This is a genomic window from Ectothiorhodospira haloalkaliphila ATCC 51935 (genome assembly GCF_000633935.1).
In the GTDB taxonomy this organism is placed as follows: Bacteria; Pseudomonadota; Gammaproteobacteria; order Ectothiorhodospirales; family Ectothiorhodospiraceae; genus Ectothiorhodospira; species Ectothiorhodospira haloalkaliphila.
This window is the reverse complement of record NZ_KK214998.1, coordinates 491,769-506,075: the sequence shown is the minus strand read 5'-3', so window position 1 is coordinate 506,075 and position 14,307 is coordinate 491,769. Positions and strand designations below refer to the sequence as shown.

Here is a 14,307-nt window from a genome sequence, read left to right as displayed (position 1 = left end):
CCCGGGGCCGCTCCCACGCGAGACACTTCCGTCACCACGCCCCTGCCTCAGACACCGGTGGGGCGTGGCATGGCAGTGCTTATTCTTCGCCTGCCACCACGACCTTCAGAGTGGCCTTCACGTCGGTGTGCAGTTGCAGGGCAATCTCGTACTCGCCCACCACCCGCAGCGGGCCATCAGGCATGCGCACTTCGCGCTTTTCCAGTTCACCGCCAGCGGCGGTCACTGCATCGGCGATGTCGGCGGTACCCACGGAGCCGAACAGCTTGCCTTCACCACCCGCCTTGGCCGTCACGGTGACCGTCATGGCCTCCAGCTTGTCACGACGGGACTCGGCGGCAGCCAGCGACTCGGCGGCGGCCTTTTCCAGTTCGGCACGGCGAGCCTCAAACTCGGCCAGGTTGGCTTCGGTGGCAAACTTGGCCTTGCCCTGGGGCAGCAGGTAATTACGGGCATACCCGGCACGCACGCGCACCTTGTCACCCAGGTTGCCCAGGTTTTCCACCTTTTCCAGGAGAATGACTTCCATCGGTTTTTACCTCAATCAAGAATCAAATGCGTTGCCCGCCGAGAGGTCGGGCATCAGGTATCGTCGGACTTGTCTTCGGGCTGGGCCCGGGTCAGTCGGCCGCGCAGGTTCAGGAAGCTGTCCATCACCCCCAGGGTAGCCAGCAGGATCACCATCTGCGGCAGGGCCAGCGCCAGCAACACGTAGGTGAACACCAGCCAGATCCGGCTCAAATTCATCCGGGCATTGGTGCCATGGATGACCGCCAGCCCGTGCAGGAAGAAGGCCATCAAGAACACCAGCGACAACTCGAACAGCAGGTAGGAATCGGCAAGCCACGCCACCAGCAAGAGCCCCACCAGCATCATGGCCGGCACACGGCCCAGGCTCAGGGCATGAAACTCCTCCCTGAAACCACCGGGGTTGTACAACACCGCCTGCCAGTAACGGGCCAGGATGAGTGCCGCGCTCAGGGCCAGCAGCGATACCGCCGCCAGCATGCCGGTCATCAGCGAGGCCGCCTGCAGGAAGGCCTGCTGGCGTTCACTGCCGGTCACCCCCGACTGCTCGAACAACGGACCCACAGCCTGCTCCAGCACCGCCAGCCACATCTGCGGCAGGTTGGGCACGGTCGCGTGCAACAACAGAATGACGCCGCAACCGATGCCGATACCCACCGACAGGGTGATGGCCCAGGAGAACGTCCTGCGCAGCACCTCGGCCAGCACCAGGGCCGGCAGCCATTGCACCAGGGCAGTGATCATCCCCACAGCGGGGTGCAGACCCGCCACCCAGGCGATCAGCGCAAGCACCAGGGCGGCCAGGGCCGCCACGGCCACGCCCTGGGCCGCGCCCAGACGCAAGGTCACCAGGGAGACAGCCGAGCTGCTGACCAGGGCCAGCGGCGGGAGCAACAGACCAGCCACACCGAATCCGGCGGTGGCCGTGGCGGCCCGCAAGCGGCCCTGCATGATGAATGACGCCAAAGGCTTCATGGGATCCTGCCACTGGTACCCAGGGAGGGTACCGGACGGCCAGCCAACTCAGTGGTTGTCGGAGTAAGGCAGCAGTGCCAGGAAGCGCGCCCGCTTGATGGCGGTGGCCAGCTGACGCTGATAACGGGCACTGGTACCGGTGATCCGGCTGGGAACGATCTTGCCGGTTTCGGTGACATAGTTCTTCAGGGTGTTGAGGTCCTTGTAGTCAATGAACTCAACGCCCTCGGCGGTGAAACGGCAATACTTGCGACGGCGGAAGAAACGGGCCATGGTCTTACCTCGGAATACGTTGGAACGGGGAGATGATCAGTCGGCGGAAGCGGAACGGCTGGAGTCGTCGTCGCTGTCGTCGTCGTCAGAGGACCGGGCGCTGCTGTCGCTGTCGTCGTCATCCCGGTTCTTGGCCAGGGGGGAGACGTCGGTGAAGGCACGATCCATGGACATCACCAGGTGACGGATCACGGCATCGTTGAAGCGGAAGGCGCTGACCAGTTCTTCCAGGGCCGCTTCAGGGCATTCCACGTTCATCAGCACATAGTGGGCCTTGTGCAGCTTCTGGATGGGATAGGCCAACTGGCGACGGCCCCAGTCTTCCAGGCGGTGGATCTCACCCTCGGCGGATTCGATGATCCCCCGATAGCGTTCCATCATGGCGGGCACTTGCTCGCTCTGGTCCGGGTGGACCATGAAGACGATTTCGTAATGACGCATTGTGATTTTCCTTTCGGGTATCAGCCTCCCGGCGATCCGGTGAGGCAAGGAGAGACGCCGGGCAGGCCCGGCAAAAGGCGGAATCTTAACCGCTTGGGCGGCTCTAAGCAATCGGCGCGAGCAGTGCATGCAAAAGGGACGGACGGATGATCCCCATCAATGACGAGAATCCCACCGAACGACCGCCGCTGATCACCTGGACCCTGCTGATCGGCTGCGTGCTGGTGTTCTTCTGGCAGCTCACCCTGGACTCCCAGGCCCTGCTCCACGTGGTCTACGGCCTGGGCTTCGTGCCGGCGGTGCTGCTGCAGGGGGCCCGCTTGCCCGAGGACGTGCAGGTGGTGGCCCCCTGGATGACGGTCTTCACCAGCCAGTTCCTGCATGGGGGCTGGCTGCACCTGATCAGCAACATGCTGTTTCTGTATGTGTTTGCCAACAACGTGGAAGACGCCATGGGTCACGGACGTTTTCTGGTGTTCTATCTGCTGGGCGGCGCGGTGGCGGCCCTGGGGCACGGCCTGTTCGCCCCCGGTTCGGAGGTGCCCATGATCGGCGCCAGCGGCGCCATCTCGGCGGTGCTGGGGGCCTATCTGCTGCTGCATCCGTCATCGCGGATCACGGTGCTGATCCCACTGGGCCTGATCCTTTATCCGGCGCGATTGCCAGCGGCGGCCGTGCTGGTGCTGTGGTTCGTGATCCAGCTGTTTCAGGCGCTGCTCACACCGCCGGATCAGCCTGGGGTGGCCTTTCTGGCCCACGTGGCCGGGTTTGCCGCCGGCGTGGCGCTGCTGTTCGTGTTCAAGCGGCGGGATGTCCGGCTGCTGCAATGATCCGGGGCGCGGCGGCCCTCACCCCTCACCCCCGCTGCCGGACCGCCTCGTACAGGCACACCCCCGCCGCCACCGACACGTTCAGGCTCTCCACCTGCCCACGCATGGGCAGACGCACCAGCGCGTCGCAACGCTCGGCGGTGAGGCGGCGCATGCCCTTGCCCTCGGCACCCAGCACCAGGGCCGTGGGGCCCGTCAGGTCCGCGTCATACAAGCCCGTGTCGGCCTCGCCCGTGGTGCCCACCGTCCACACCCCCAGATCCTTGAGCAGATCCAGGGTGCGCGCCAGGTTGGTCACCTGGATGAAGGGCACCGATTCGGCCGCCCCGCAGGCCACCTTGCGCACCACCGGGGTGAGGCCCACGGCCCGGTCCCGGGGGGCGATGACCGCGGTCACGCCGGCGGCATCGGCGGTGCGCAGGCAGGCCCCCAGGTTATGGGGATCGGTCACGCCATCCAGCACCAGCAGGAGCACGGGAGCCCCTTCCCCGGGGGCCATGACCACATCCGGCAGATCCTTCTCCCCCAGGGAGGCCACGGGCTGCGCCCGGGCGATCACCCCCTGGTGAGTGGCGCCGCCGGCCTGGGCATCCAGATCCCGACGGGGCAGGCGCGTGACCGGGATGCCCGCCCGGTCCGCCTGATCCAGGATGGCCTGCATGCGGGCATCCACGCGCCCCGACTGCACCCGCAGGGATTCCACCCGCCCGGGGGACTGGCGCAGCAGGGCCTCCACCGCGTGAAGCCCGAAGACCTCGTCATGAGCCGCCATGACCTCAGGCCTCGCTGCGCTTGCGGCTGCGGCGCCGACCGGAACGACTCTTGCTTTTGCCCTTATCCTTGTCCTTCGACTTACCCTCCTCGTGGGCCGTGGCAGCCGCCTTTTCGGCCTTGTCCTTCCTGCGGCCACGACTCTTGCCGCCTTTGCCGCCTCCCTTGCCATCTCCGGGCTCTTCCTCACCCGGCGCGGGGATGAAGTCGATCTTGCGGTCATCCAGATTGACCTGGGCCAGTTGCACACGAATGGGATCACCCATGCGGTAACGACGGCCGCTGCGTTCACCCTTGAGACAGTGGGTGGCCGGGTCGAAGTGGTAATAGTCGTTGGAGAGGCTCGTCACGTGCACCAGGCCCTCCACGTAGATGTCCTTGAGCTCCACGAACAGACCAAATGAGGTGACGGTCTTGACCACGCCATCGAACGCCTCGCCCACACGGTCCTGCATGTACTCGCACTTGAGCCAGGCCTCCACGTCCCAGGAGGCTTCGTCGGCACGACGCTCTGCCATGGAGCAGTGCTCACCCATGGCGACCATATCCGCCTTGGTATAGGTGAACTCCTTGGGCTTGCCGCCCTGAAGCACATGGCGGATACCCCGGTGCACCAGCAGGTCCGGATACCGGCGAATCGGCGAGGTGAAGTGCAGATAATCCTCGTGGGCCAGACCGAAGTGACCCAGCCGCTCCGGGCTGTACACGGCCTGGGACAGAGAGCGCAGCAGCGCCATCTGCACCAGGTGGGCATCGGGCCGCTCCTTCACCGAGTCCAGCAGTTCGGCAAAGTCTGCCGGGCTGGGTTCATCACCCCCGCCCAGGGACAGACCCAGGCCACCCAGGTATTCACGCAGATCGTTGAGCTTCTGGGCGCGCGGCCCTTCGTGCACCCGGAAAAGTGTGGGCATGCGATGCCGCCGCAGGAACTTCGCCGTGGCCACGTTGGCCGCGATCATGCACTCCTCGATGATCTTGTGGGCGTCGTTGCGCTCGTAGGGCACGATGCGCTCGATCTTGCGATCCTCACCGAAGATGATGCGGGTCTCGGTGCTCTCGAAGTCGATGGTGCCCCGGTTGTCCCTAGCCTTGCGCAGCAGCTTGTAGAGGCCGTAGAGGTTTTCCAGGTGCGGCACCACGGCCTCATGACGCTCCACCGCCTTGGGGTCACGATCCACCAGCACCCGGGCCACGTCGGTATAGGTGAGCCGGGCATGGGAGCGCATCACCGCCTCGTGAAAATCGTAGTCCGTGATGCGGCCACGGGAATTGATGGTCATTTCGCAGACCATGCAGAGACGATCCACATCCGGATTCAGGGAACACAGGCCGTTGGAGAGCACTTCCGGCAACATGGGAATGACCCGATCCGGGAAGTACACGGAAGTGCCCCGGTTATAGGCCTCCTTGTCCAGGGCATCCTCTGCCTGCACGTAGTGAGAGACATCGGCGATGGCCACCCACAGCTTGTAGCCGCGTCGCCCAAGGGATTCGCAATACACGGCATCGTCAAAGTCCCGGGAGTCCTCGCCGTCGATGGTGACCAACGGCATCTCGCGCAGATCCAGACGAGCCTTCTTGGCGGATTCCGCCACCTGGGCGCCGAAGGCATCGGCTGCCTCGGTCACCTCTTCCGGCCATTCAAAGGGCAGACCGTAGTTGCGCACGGCGATGTCGATCTCCATTCCCGGCGCCATGTGCTCGCCCAGCACCTGAACGATCTGGCCGATGGGACGGGTGCGCTTGGAAGGCTGTTCGCGGATATGCACCACGACAATCTGACCCGGCTCGGCACCGCCCAGGCATTCCGGCGGTATCAGGACATCCTGAGGCAGTCGCTTGTTGTCCGGGTCCACAAAGCCGATACCCCCCTCCACCGTGAGACGCCCGACGATCTGCTGGGTGTTGCGCTCCAGCACTTCGATCACAGCCCCTTCCCGGCGGCCGCGGCGGTCGATGCCGATCACCCGGGCCACGGCCCGGTCACCATGCATCAGGGCCCGCATCTGCCGGGGAGAGAGGAACAGATCGTCCTTGCCTTCGTCAGGGATCAGAAAACCGAAGCCGTCCGGGTGAGCGGAGACCCGACCACGTACCAGATCGCACTGGTTCACCGGCAGCCAGCCGCCAGCCCGGTTGCACACCAGCTGGCCATCCCGCTCCATGGCACGCAGACGACGCGTCAGGGCCTCGAGATCCACGTCTTCCTGGAGCTGCAGGCGTTCGGCCAGGGGTTCGAAGTTGATGGGGCCGTCGGCGTCGTCGATCACCTGGAGGATCAGTTCACGGCTGGGGATGGGGCGTTCGTATTTCCTGGCCTCTCTGTCGAAGTTGGGGTCCTGGGGAATCGTTTTTTTCTTTCTTGTCATGTAGTCGCCAAATAATTTTAAGCTGGGGTGTTGACAAACATCCCCGATCGTTTAGAATGCGCGCTCATCTGAAACGCAGGACACACCTGCCTCAGGCCGAGGTGGCGGAATTGGTAGACGCGCTAGTTTCAGGTATTAGTGGGGGAGACCCCGTGGAGGTTCAAGTCCTCTCCTCGGCACCATCTTTGTGATGAAACGGCCCGCGAAAGCGGGCCGTTTTCGTTTGAAGGGGCGAATTGTACGCCTTTTGTCCGGTAATTCCCAGCGCCATGCGGGGCATGCCCGTGCCGGCGCACCCCCCCGCCCTTCCTGTCCGAACCATACGCTTCAGACGCCACCCTGGGTATCCGCCACGTTCCCGAACGCCCCGGACCCGGAATGGGGTCCAGGAGGCAGTCGGAAATCGTCCATTGCGGGAGGCAACACCTAGCTTCTGGATTGGGCGATACGGTTGCGCACCGCCTTCTCCAGTTCCAGGATGATGAAGAGCACCACACCCACGCCGAGCATGATGCCCCAGGCGTACAGACCCACCGCCGTGCTGTCGAAGAAGAACTGCATGAACGGCGCGTAGGTGAAGATCATCTGCAGGGTCACCACCACCAGGATCGCGATGGCCACGGCACGGGTACCGATGAGCCCCTTGAGGGTGAGGGAGCGCACCTTCAGGGAGCGAACGCTGAGCAGGTAGAACACCTCCATGATCACCAGAGTGTTCACTGCATGGGTGCGGGCCGCATCGATGCTGTAGCCGGCCTGGATGGACCACAGGTACATGCCGAAGATACCGGCCAGAAACAGGACCGAGACGAACAGGATGCGCCACACCAGGAACAGGGAGAGTATCGGCTCCCCGGGTTTGCGCGGCGGCCGGCTCATCACATCCTTCTCCGCCGGCTCGAAGGCCAGGGCCATGGCCAGGCCCACCGAACTGACCATGTTCACCCACAGCACCTGCAGGGGCGTGATGGGCAGGGCCATGCCCAGCATGATGGCAGCAATGATGGAACCCGACTCTCCGCCGTTGATGGGCAGCAGGAAGGTGATGGCCTTCTTGAGATTGTCGTAGACCCGCCGCCCTTCGCGCACCGCATGGGCGATGGAGGCAAAATTGTCATCCGCCAGCACCATCTCCGAGGCCTCCTTGGCCGTTTCGGTGCCGTTGCGCCCCATGGCCACACCCACGTCCGCCTGCTTGAGGGCCGGCGCATCGTTGACTCCATCCCCGGTCATGGCCACCACATAGCCGTGCCATTGCAGGGCGCGAACCAGGCGCAGCTTGTGCTCGGGCGCCGCTCGGGCGAACACATCCACCCGAGGCACGGCCTCGCGCAGGGCCTCGTCGTCCATGCTGTCGATATCCCGGCCGGTGAGCACCTCGTCGGCATGGGCCAGGCCCAGCTGCCGGGCGATGGCCTGGGCCGTGCCGGCGTGGTCACCGGTGATCATCTTCACCCGGATACCCGCCTGCTGGCACTCTGCCACCGAGGTGATGGCCTCCTCGCGGGGCGGATCGATCAAGCCGAACAGTCCCAGGAACTCGAACTCAGAGCCCAGCTCGTCGAACTTGATTTCCCGCTGACCGTTATCACTCTTGCGCCGCGCCACCGCCAGGATCCGTTCCCCCCGATTGGCCAGTTCGTCCACCTTGGCCAGCCAGTGATCCTTGTCGAGCGACTCTTCTCCGGACACCCGGGAACACATCTCCAGAATCTGCTCCGGGGCCCCCTTCACATAGATCATGCCGTTGCCGTCATGATCATGGTTCAGGGTGGCCATGAAGCGGTGTTCGGATTCAAAGGGCACCACGTCCGTGCGCGGCCAGTGCTTGTTGAGCTGTTCCATGTTCAGGCCGGCCTTCATGCCGGCGGTGAGCAAGGCCCCCTCCATGGGATCGCCTTCCACCACCCACTGGTCATCGCGCTTGTACAGACTGGAGTCGTTGCACAGGACCATGGCGCGGATGACCTCGCCCAGGGCAGCGTCATCATCCGGGTCCACCTCTGCACCGTCTCGCTCAAAGGCCCCATGGGGGTCGTAACCCACACCCGTGACTTCGTAAAAGCCCCCCGCCAGGGCCAGGGAGCGCACCGTCATCTCGTTACGGGTGAGCGTGCCGGTCTTGTCGGAACAGATGATGGACACCGAGCCCAGGGTCTCCACCGCAGGCAGTCGCCGGATGATGGCATTGCGTGAGGCCATGAGCTGCACGCCAATGGCCAGTGTCACGGTGAGGATGGCCGGCAGCCCCTCGGGGATGGCGGCCACCGCCAGGGCCACGGCGGCCATGAACATCTCCACGGCGCTGTAATCGCGCACCAGCAGACCGAAGCTGAACACCATGGCCGCCAGCATGACGATGGCCAGGGTGAGCCAGCGGGCGAAGGTGTTCATGGCCTTGATCAAGGGGGTGGTGAGGGTCTGCACCTCAGAGAGCATGCCGCTGATGCGACCGATCTGGGTGCGAGCGCCCGTCTCCACAACAACACCGGTGGCTTGTCCGGCCGTGACCAGGGTGCCGGAAAAGGCCATGGACAGCCGGTCACCCAGTTCTGCCTCAGACTCCACCGGATCGACGCCCTTGTCCACGGGCACGGACTCGCCGGTCAGCACCGCCTCCTGAACCTGAAGGCCCTTGACCTTGATCAGGCGCAGGTCCGCCGGCACCTTGTCACCCGGCTCGATCAGCACCAGATCGCCGGGCACCAGCTCCTCGGCCGGCACCGTGGAACGATGACCTGCGCGACGCACCGAGGCATGGGGGGAGAGCATGTCGCGGATGGCGTCCAGGGCCTTTTCCGCCTTGCCCTCCTGCACGAACCCGATGATGGAGTTGAGCAGCACCACCGCCAGGATCACGCCGGTGTCCACCCAGTGGCCCAGCAACGCCGTGACCAGGGCGGCACCCATGAGCACGTAGATCAGCAGGTTATGGAACTGCGCCAGGAAACGGCGCAGCGGACCCCGGGTGCGGGGCGACGGGAGACGGTTGGACCCATGGACCTCGCGTCGCCGCTCCACCTCGTCTTCAGCGAGACCCTCTTCGGGTGTCTCCAGTGTCTTCAGGACGTCTTCCGGCTCCAGATGATGCCAGGAGCGCTGCTCGGGGGATTCCTGTTCCTCGGACATGGCGGGACTCTTTTGAGAATGGGCGGCCCAGGGCCGCACCCACACGACCTCCCGGGGCATGACACCCCGGGAGGCGTGGGACTATACGAAGGAGTTAAGCGAACGGATGGCGCTTGAGGATGGTCTGACCGCGGTCCGGGCCAGTGGAGATCATGTCCACGGGAACTCCTGACACCTCCTGGATACGCTCCAGATAGGTCCGGGCGTTGGCGGGCAATTGGTCATAGTCGGTGACCCCGACGGTGGACTCCTGCCAGCCCGGCAGCTCCTCGTAGATGGCCTCGCATTCGGCGTAGGCATCGGCGCCTGCTGGCGGCTCGGTGTGAACCACGTCACCACAGCGGTAGCCCACGCAGACCTGCAGGGTTTCCAGGCCGTCCAGCACGTCCAGCTTGGTGACGCACAGGCCACTGATGCTGTTGATGGCCACCGCGCGCTTGAGGGCCACGGCATCGAACCAGCCACAACGACGTGGCCGACCCGTAGTGGAACCGAATTCATGGCCACGATGGGCCAGGTGCTCGCCCATGGCATCGAACAGTTCGGTGGGGAACGGACCGGCGCCCACACGGGTGGTATAGGCCTTGGTGATGCCAAGCACGTAATCCAGATCCAGGGGACCCACGCCACTGCCGGTGCACACGCCACCGGCAGTGGTGTTGGAAGAGGTCACGAAGGGATAGGTGCCATGGTCGATGTCCAGCAGGGTGCCCTGGGCCCCCTCGAACATGACCGATGCCCCCTGCTCGCGCAGCTGGCGCAGGCGCTCGGGCACATCCATGATCATCGGGGCCAGCTCTTCGGCCACTGCCAGGGAGTGTTCCAGCACCGCCTGGAAGTCCAGGGTCTCGGCCTTGAAATAGTGCTTGAGCACAAAGTTATGATAGTCGAGCACCTCACCCAGCTTGGCGGCGAAGCGCTCCCGGTGGAACAGATCCCCCAGGCGCAGACCGCGGCGCGCCACCTTGTCCTCGTAGGCCGGGCCGATGCCCCGACCAGTGGTACCGATGGCGGCATTGCCACGGGCTTTTTCACGAGCCTGGTCCAGCATGACATGGTAGGGCAGGATCAACTGGCAGGATTCGGACAGGCGCAGGCGCTCACGCACCGGCACGCCGTTCTTCTCCAGCATGGCCATTTCCTTCATCAGCGCCTCGGGGGAGAGCACCACGCCATTGCCGATCAGGCACTGCACATTGTCGCGCAGGATGCCCGAGGGGATGAGGTGCAGCACCGTCTTGCGACCGTCGATCACCAGGGTATGGCCGGCATTGTGCCCACCCTGAAAACGCACCACGGCAGCGGCTTCCTCGGTGAGCAGATCCACCACCTTGCCCTTGCCTTCATCGCCCCACTGACTGCCCAGGACCACCACGAATTTACTCATGTTCAAGCGTCCACCACTGTCCACTGATTATTGGATTTGACCAGCACCCGGTCACAGCCCATGGCGGCGGCATCCGCCGTCTGACCGGATAAGCCCTGAATCACCCGTTCCCCCTCCCGGCGCAGACGGGTGACCGTCGCTGCCAGGGAGGTATCCGGGTCTGCCGGTGCGAAAATGGCCCGTGCCGGGGTACTCTCCGGCTGCCCGGAGAGCCGCACCAGGGTCTTGAGATCGGCACTGAAACCGGTGGCCGGGCGGGCTCGACCGAACACCCGGCCAATATCGTCATAGCGCCCCCCGCGTGCCACTTCCTGGCCGTTACCGGGCCTGTAAGCGGCGAATACCAGGCCGGTGTGATAATGATAGCCCCGCAATTCGGCCAGATCGAAATGCAGCAGGACGGCCGGATATCGGGCGCGCAGACCCTCGGCCAGTTGCTCCAGGTCGTCCAGGGCACGGCTGACGAGATCCCCTGCCCCGGCCAGCACCTCACGAGCACGCGCCAGGGTCTCGTCGCCCCCATTGAGTTCCGCGAGGGCCGAGAGGCGACGGCGCGGCGCATCCTCCATGGCCAGTCCGCCAAGGTACTCCCGAATCTCCGGCAGTGCCTTGCGTTGGAGCATGTCAAACAGGGTTATTTCCTGGTCCGGGTCCATACCTGCCTGGACTGCCAGTGCCCGATAAATCCCCACATGCCCCAGGTCCACCAGAGGTGTATCCACCTGGCAGACATCCAGGGTCTCCAGCATGAGGCTGAGGATCTCCAGATCCGAGTCCAGGCCCGAGTGGCCGTACAGCTCAGCGCCCACCTGCAGCAGGCTGCGGGAACCGGCAAAGCCGTCGGGTCGAGTGTGCAGCACCGTGCCCATGTAGCACAGGCGAGAGGGGGCTTCACACTTGAGCCGGTGGGCATCAATCCGGGCCACCTGGGGCGTCATGTCTGCCCGCACACCCATCAGCCGACCGTTGAGTTGGTCGGTGAGTTTGAAGGTTTGCAGATCCAGGCCCCGTCCCGTCCCGGTCAGTAACGATTCCAGGTATTCGATGAAGGGCGGCATGACCAGCTGGTAGCCCCAGCCATGGTAGAGATCCAGCAGTTGACGTCGGCAGGTTTCAAGGCGTTCCGCCAGGGGCGGCAGGGCCTCTTCCACACCTTCGGGAAGCAGCCAGCGATTGGAATCGGTCATGTCACTCAATCAAGGTCATTTGAAATTCCGGGTGCGTGCGGCATTGGGGATGACGTTCAGCCACGCACCCACCAAAGCAACAAGGCCCCCAGTACCAGACTGGCGAGACCCACGCCGCGCAGCACCGAATCGGGCAGCTGCGCCACCTCAAGCAGGGTGCGGCGCAGCCCGGCGGGGTTGATAAACGGAAGCAGGCCCTCGATCACCATCAGCAATGCGAGGGCCGCCAGCAGATCAGACCACATGGGAGGTCGAGTCAGATCGGGTCGTGATTAATCCCCAGCTCGCGCCTGGTTCCCCAAGGGATCCCGGAAGTAACGGAAGAACTGGGAGTCCGGCTCCAGCACGAAGACATTCTCCGGGCCCGCCATGGTGTTGCGGTAGGCCAGCAGGCTCCGGTAGAAGGCGAAGAACTCCTCATCCTGCTCATAGGCCTCCGCAAAGGTGGCCGCGGCACCGGCATCACCCTCACCCCGGATGCGTTCCGCATCCCGATAGGCGTTGGCGATGATCACCGTGCGATCACGGTCGGCACGAGCCCGGATGCGCTCGCCCTCTTCACGGCCGCGGGCACGGAAGTCCTGGGCGATACGTTCACGCTCGGCTCGCATGCGGGCAAACACGGATTCGCTCACCTCGTCAGGGAGGTCCATGCGCCGGATGCGCACATCCACCAGCACCACACCCAGCTCCGCTGCAGTATCCAGCGCCTGCTGACGCACGGCACCCATGATGGTGATGCGCTCACCGGAGACCACTTCTTCCAGTGTGTACTTGGCAAACTCGTTACGCATGCCGTCCCGGAGGATCTGGGTCATGCGTTCCTGCGCATTGCGCTCGTCCCCCCGGGTGGCCCGGAAGAACTGACCCACGTCATCGATGCGCCATTTGGCATAGAAGTCGACGATGACGTTCTTGGCCTCACTGGTCAGAAAACGGTCCGGGGGGATATCCAGGGTCAGTACACGGGCATCGAACTTGCGCACGTTGTTGACGATGGGAAACTTCAAATGCAGCCCCGGCTCCGGGTCCACACGCTTGATTTCACCCAGGCTGAAGACGATGACCCGCTCTCGTTCATCCACGGTAAAGGTGGACAGGGCCACAATCACGGCCGCAACGGCTAAGACAATCGCTGCGATCCTAAACATCAACGCACCTCCCGTGAACGGGGATCAGGACCAGACCGCTGGCCAAGGCTTGGCAACGGCGTCGTCGGTCGGGTAGACAAGCTGGACGCGCCCGAGCGGGAACCCCCTTCCGCCTGTCCGGCGGACATCTCACCCCGCAGGATCTTGTCCAGGGGCAGCATCATCAGATTGTTGCTGCTGCTCACATCAAGAAAGACCTTGCCCGTGGAGCCCAGCACCACCTCGGTGGTCTCGATGAACAGACGTTCGCGGGTCACCTCCGGGGCATTCTGGTATTCGGCCAGCAACTGGGTGAAGCGTGACGCATCACCCTCGGACTGAGCGATCACCTGTTCCCGATAGGCCTCGGCCTGCTCGGTCAGTCGGGCAGCCTCACCACGCGCCTGAGGCAGGATGGTGTTGGCGTAGGCCTCCGCCTCGTTACGGAAACGCACCTCGTCCTCACGGGCACGGATGGCATCTGCGAAGGCCTCCTGCACCGGCTCAGGCGGCTGAGCCTGCTGCATGCTGACAGCCGTGACCGCAATGCCGGTGCCGTAGGAATCCAGGGCATCCTGGATCACCACTCGCGCGGAGGTGGCCACTTCCGCGCGCCCCTCACCCAGGATGAAATCCAGGCGGTTCTTGCCAATCCGCTCGCGGATGGCCGATTCCATCACCTGGCGGGCGGTGGAGTCCGGGTTACGCACGTTGAAGAGGAAGTCCACCGGATCCATCACCCGGTATTGCACGGCGATGTCCACGTCGATGATGTTCTCATCGCCGGTGAGCATCAGGGCGCGGTGCTGGATGGAACGGATGTTATCCACATCCACGATTTCCACCCGTTCGATGGGATAGGGCAGATGCCAGTTGGGGCCCGGGGTGGCCACGGAGGTGAAGGAACCAAAGCGCAGCACCACGCCGCGCTCCCCTTCACTCACGATGAAAAAGCCCGAAGCCAGCCAGATGACCAGGGCCAGGATGACAGCAAGGCTGATCCCGGCCGAGGCATGCTTGCCCAGACCGCCACCGCCGCCGCCTTCCCCGCCACTACCACCGCCGAACAGGGCGTTGAATTTGGAAGAGAGTTTCTTGAGGACCTCATCGAGATCCGGAGGGCCCTGATTCCCGCCGCCGCGGTTACCACCGCCGCCCCAGGGATCCTTGCCGTTGTTTCCTGGTTCATTCCAGGGCATGTGCTGACTCCGTCGAAAACGCGATCATTCGTCTGAAAGGTTGAGTGGCCCTGGCGTCCCTACCCCGGCCAGCCACGCAAGCGGCCCA

At 64.3% G+C, this 14,307-nt stretch carries 13 protein-coding genes and 1 tRNA gene; 2 read left to right on the top strand and 12 right to left on the bottom strand.

The window, feature by feature from the left end; genetic code table 11:
- Window positions 1-79: 79 nt before the first annotated feature.
- Genes rplI through rpsF form a run of 4 tightly spaced genes read right to left on the bottom strand, consistent with a single transcriptional unit; the run spans window position 80 to window position 2,217 of the window.
- A complete protein-coding gene (gene rplI / locus ECTHA_RS0110235; protein ID WP_025280805.1) occupies window positions 80-529 on the bottom strand; it encodes a 50S ribosomal protein L9 in 450 nt (149 codons plus the stop codon).
- A 53-nt stretch (window positions 530-582) separates the two neighbouring features.
- Window positions 583-1,503, bottom strand: a complete 921-nt coding sequence (locus ECTHA_RS0110230; RefSeq protein WP_025280804.1) for a DUF2232 domain-containing protein — start codon at window positions 1,501-1,503, stop codon at window positions 583-585.
- A 48-nt stretch (window positions 1,504-1,551) separates the two neighbouring features.
- Complete coding sequence (gene rpsR / locus ECTHA_RS0110225; protein WP_025280803.1) at window positions 1,552-1,776, bottom strand: 30S ribosomal protein S18; 225 nt, start codon at window positions 1,774-1,776, stop codon at window positions 1,552-1,554.
- Between the two features lie 36 nt (window positions 1,777-1,812).
- On the bottom strand, window positions 1,813-2,217 hold the full coding sequence (gene rpsF / locus ECTHA_RS0110220; RefSeq protein WP_025280802.1) for a 30S ribosomal protein S6: 405 nt from the start codon (window positions 2,215-2,217) through the stop codon (window positions 1,813-1,815).
- A gap of 146 nt (window positions 2,218-2,363) precedes the next feature.
- Between rpsF and ECTHA_RS0110215 the strand changes: the two genes are divergently transcribed.
- A complete protein-coding gene (locus ECTHA_RS0110215) occupies window positions 2,364-3,047 on the top strand; it encodes a rhomboid family intramembrane serine protease (protein WP_025280801.1) in 684 nt (227 codons plus the stop codon).
- 25 nt (window positions 3,048-3,072) lie between these two features.
- Here ECTHA_RS0110215 and rlmB read toward each other — a convergent pair whose 3' ends face one another.
- Both rlmB and rnr read right to left on the bottom strand, forming a co-directional pair.
- Window positions 3,073-3,819 (bottom strand): 23S rRNA (guanosine(2251)-2'-O)-methyltransferase RlmB, encoded by a 747-nt coding sequence (rlmB, locus tag ECTHA_RS0110210; RefSeq protein ID WP_025280800.1) that lies wholly within the window; start codon window positions 3,817-3,819, stop codon window positions 3,073-3,075.
- A 4-nt stretch (window positions 3,820-3,823) separates the two neighbouring features.
- On the bottom strand, window positions 3,824-6,187 hold the full coding sequence (rnr, locus tag ECTHA_RS0110205) for a ribonuclease R (protein WP_025280799.1): 2,364 nt from the start codon (window positions 6,185-6,187) through the stop codon (window positions 3,824-3,826).
- 95 nt (window positions 6,188-6,282) lie between these two features.
- Here rnr and ECTHA_RS0110200 point away from each other — a divergent pair.
- Window positions 6,283-6,369 (top strand) — tRNA-Leu (locus tag ECTHA_RS0110200).
- Window positions 6,370-6,613: 244 nt separating this feature from the next.
- Here ECTHA_RS0110200 and ECTHA_RS0110195 read toward each other — a convergent pair.
- The 6 genes from ECTHA_RS0110195 to hflK form a co-directional block, all read right to left on the bottom strand.
- Window positions 6,614-9,316 carry a cation-transporting P-type ATPase gene (locus ECTHA_RS0110195; RefSeq protein ID WP_025280798.1) on the bottom strand — a complete coding sequence of 901 codons (2,703 nt, stop codon included), beginning with the start codon at window positions 9,314-9,316 and terminating at the stop codon, window positions 6,614-6,616.
- A 94-nt stretch (window positions 9,317-9,410) separates the two neighbouring features.
- Complete coding sequence (locus ECTHA_RS0110190; RefSeq protein ID WP_025280797.1) at window positions 9,411-10,703, bottom strand: adenylosuccinate synthase; 1,293 nt, start codon at window positions 10,701-10,703, stop codon at window positions 9,411-9,413.
- Window positions 10,704-10,705: 2 nt separating this feature from the next.
- On the bottom strand, window positions 10,706-11,890 hold the full coding sequence (locus tag ECTHA_RS0110185; protein WP_025280796.1) for an ATP phosphoribosyltransferase regulatory subunit: 1,185 nt from the start codon (window positions 11,888-11,890) through the stop codon (window positions 10,706-10,708).
- Between the two features lie 56 nt (window positions 11,891-11,946).
- On the bottom strand, window positions 11,947-12,135 hold the full coding sequence (locus ECTHA_RS0110180; protein WP_025280795.1) for a DUF2065 domain-containing protein: 189 nt from the start codon (window positions 12,133-12,135) through the stop codon (window positions 11,947-11,949).
- A 27-nt stretch (window positions 12,136-12,162) separates the two neighbouring features.
- Entirely contained in the window at window positions 12,163-13,041 is an 879-nt protein-coding gene (gene hflC / locus ECTHA_RS0110175) for a protease modulator HflC (RefSeq protein WP_025280794.1), read from the bottom strand.
- On the bottom strand, window positions 13,041-14,219 hold the full coding sequence (hflK, locus tag ECTHA_RS0110170) for an FtsH protease activity modulator HflK (protein WP_025280793.1): 1,179 nt from the start codon (window positions 14,217-14,219) through the stop codon (window positions 13,041-13,043). Before hflK ends, hflC begins: the two co-directional genes overlap by 1 nt.
- Between the last annotated feature and the right edge of the window lie 88 nt (window positions 14,220-14,307).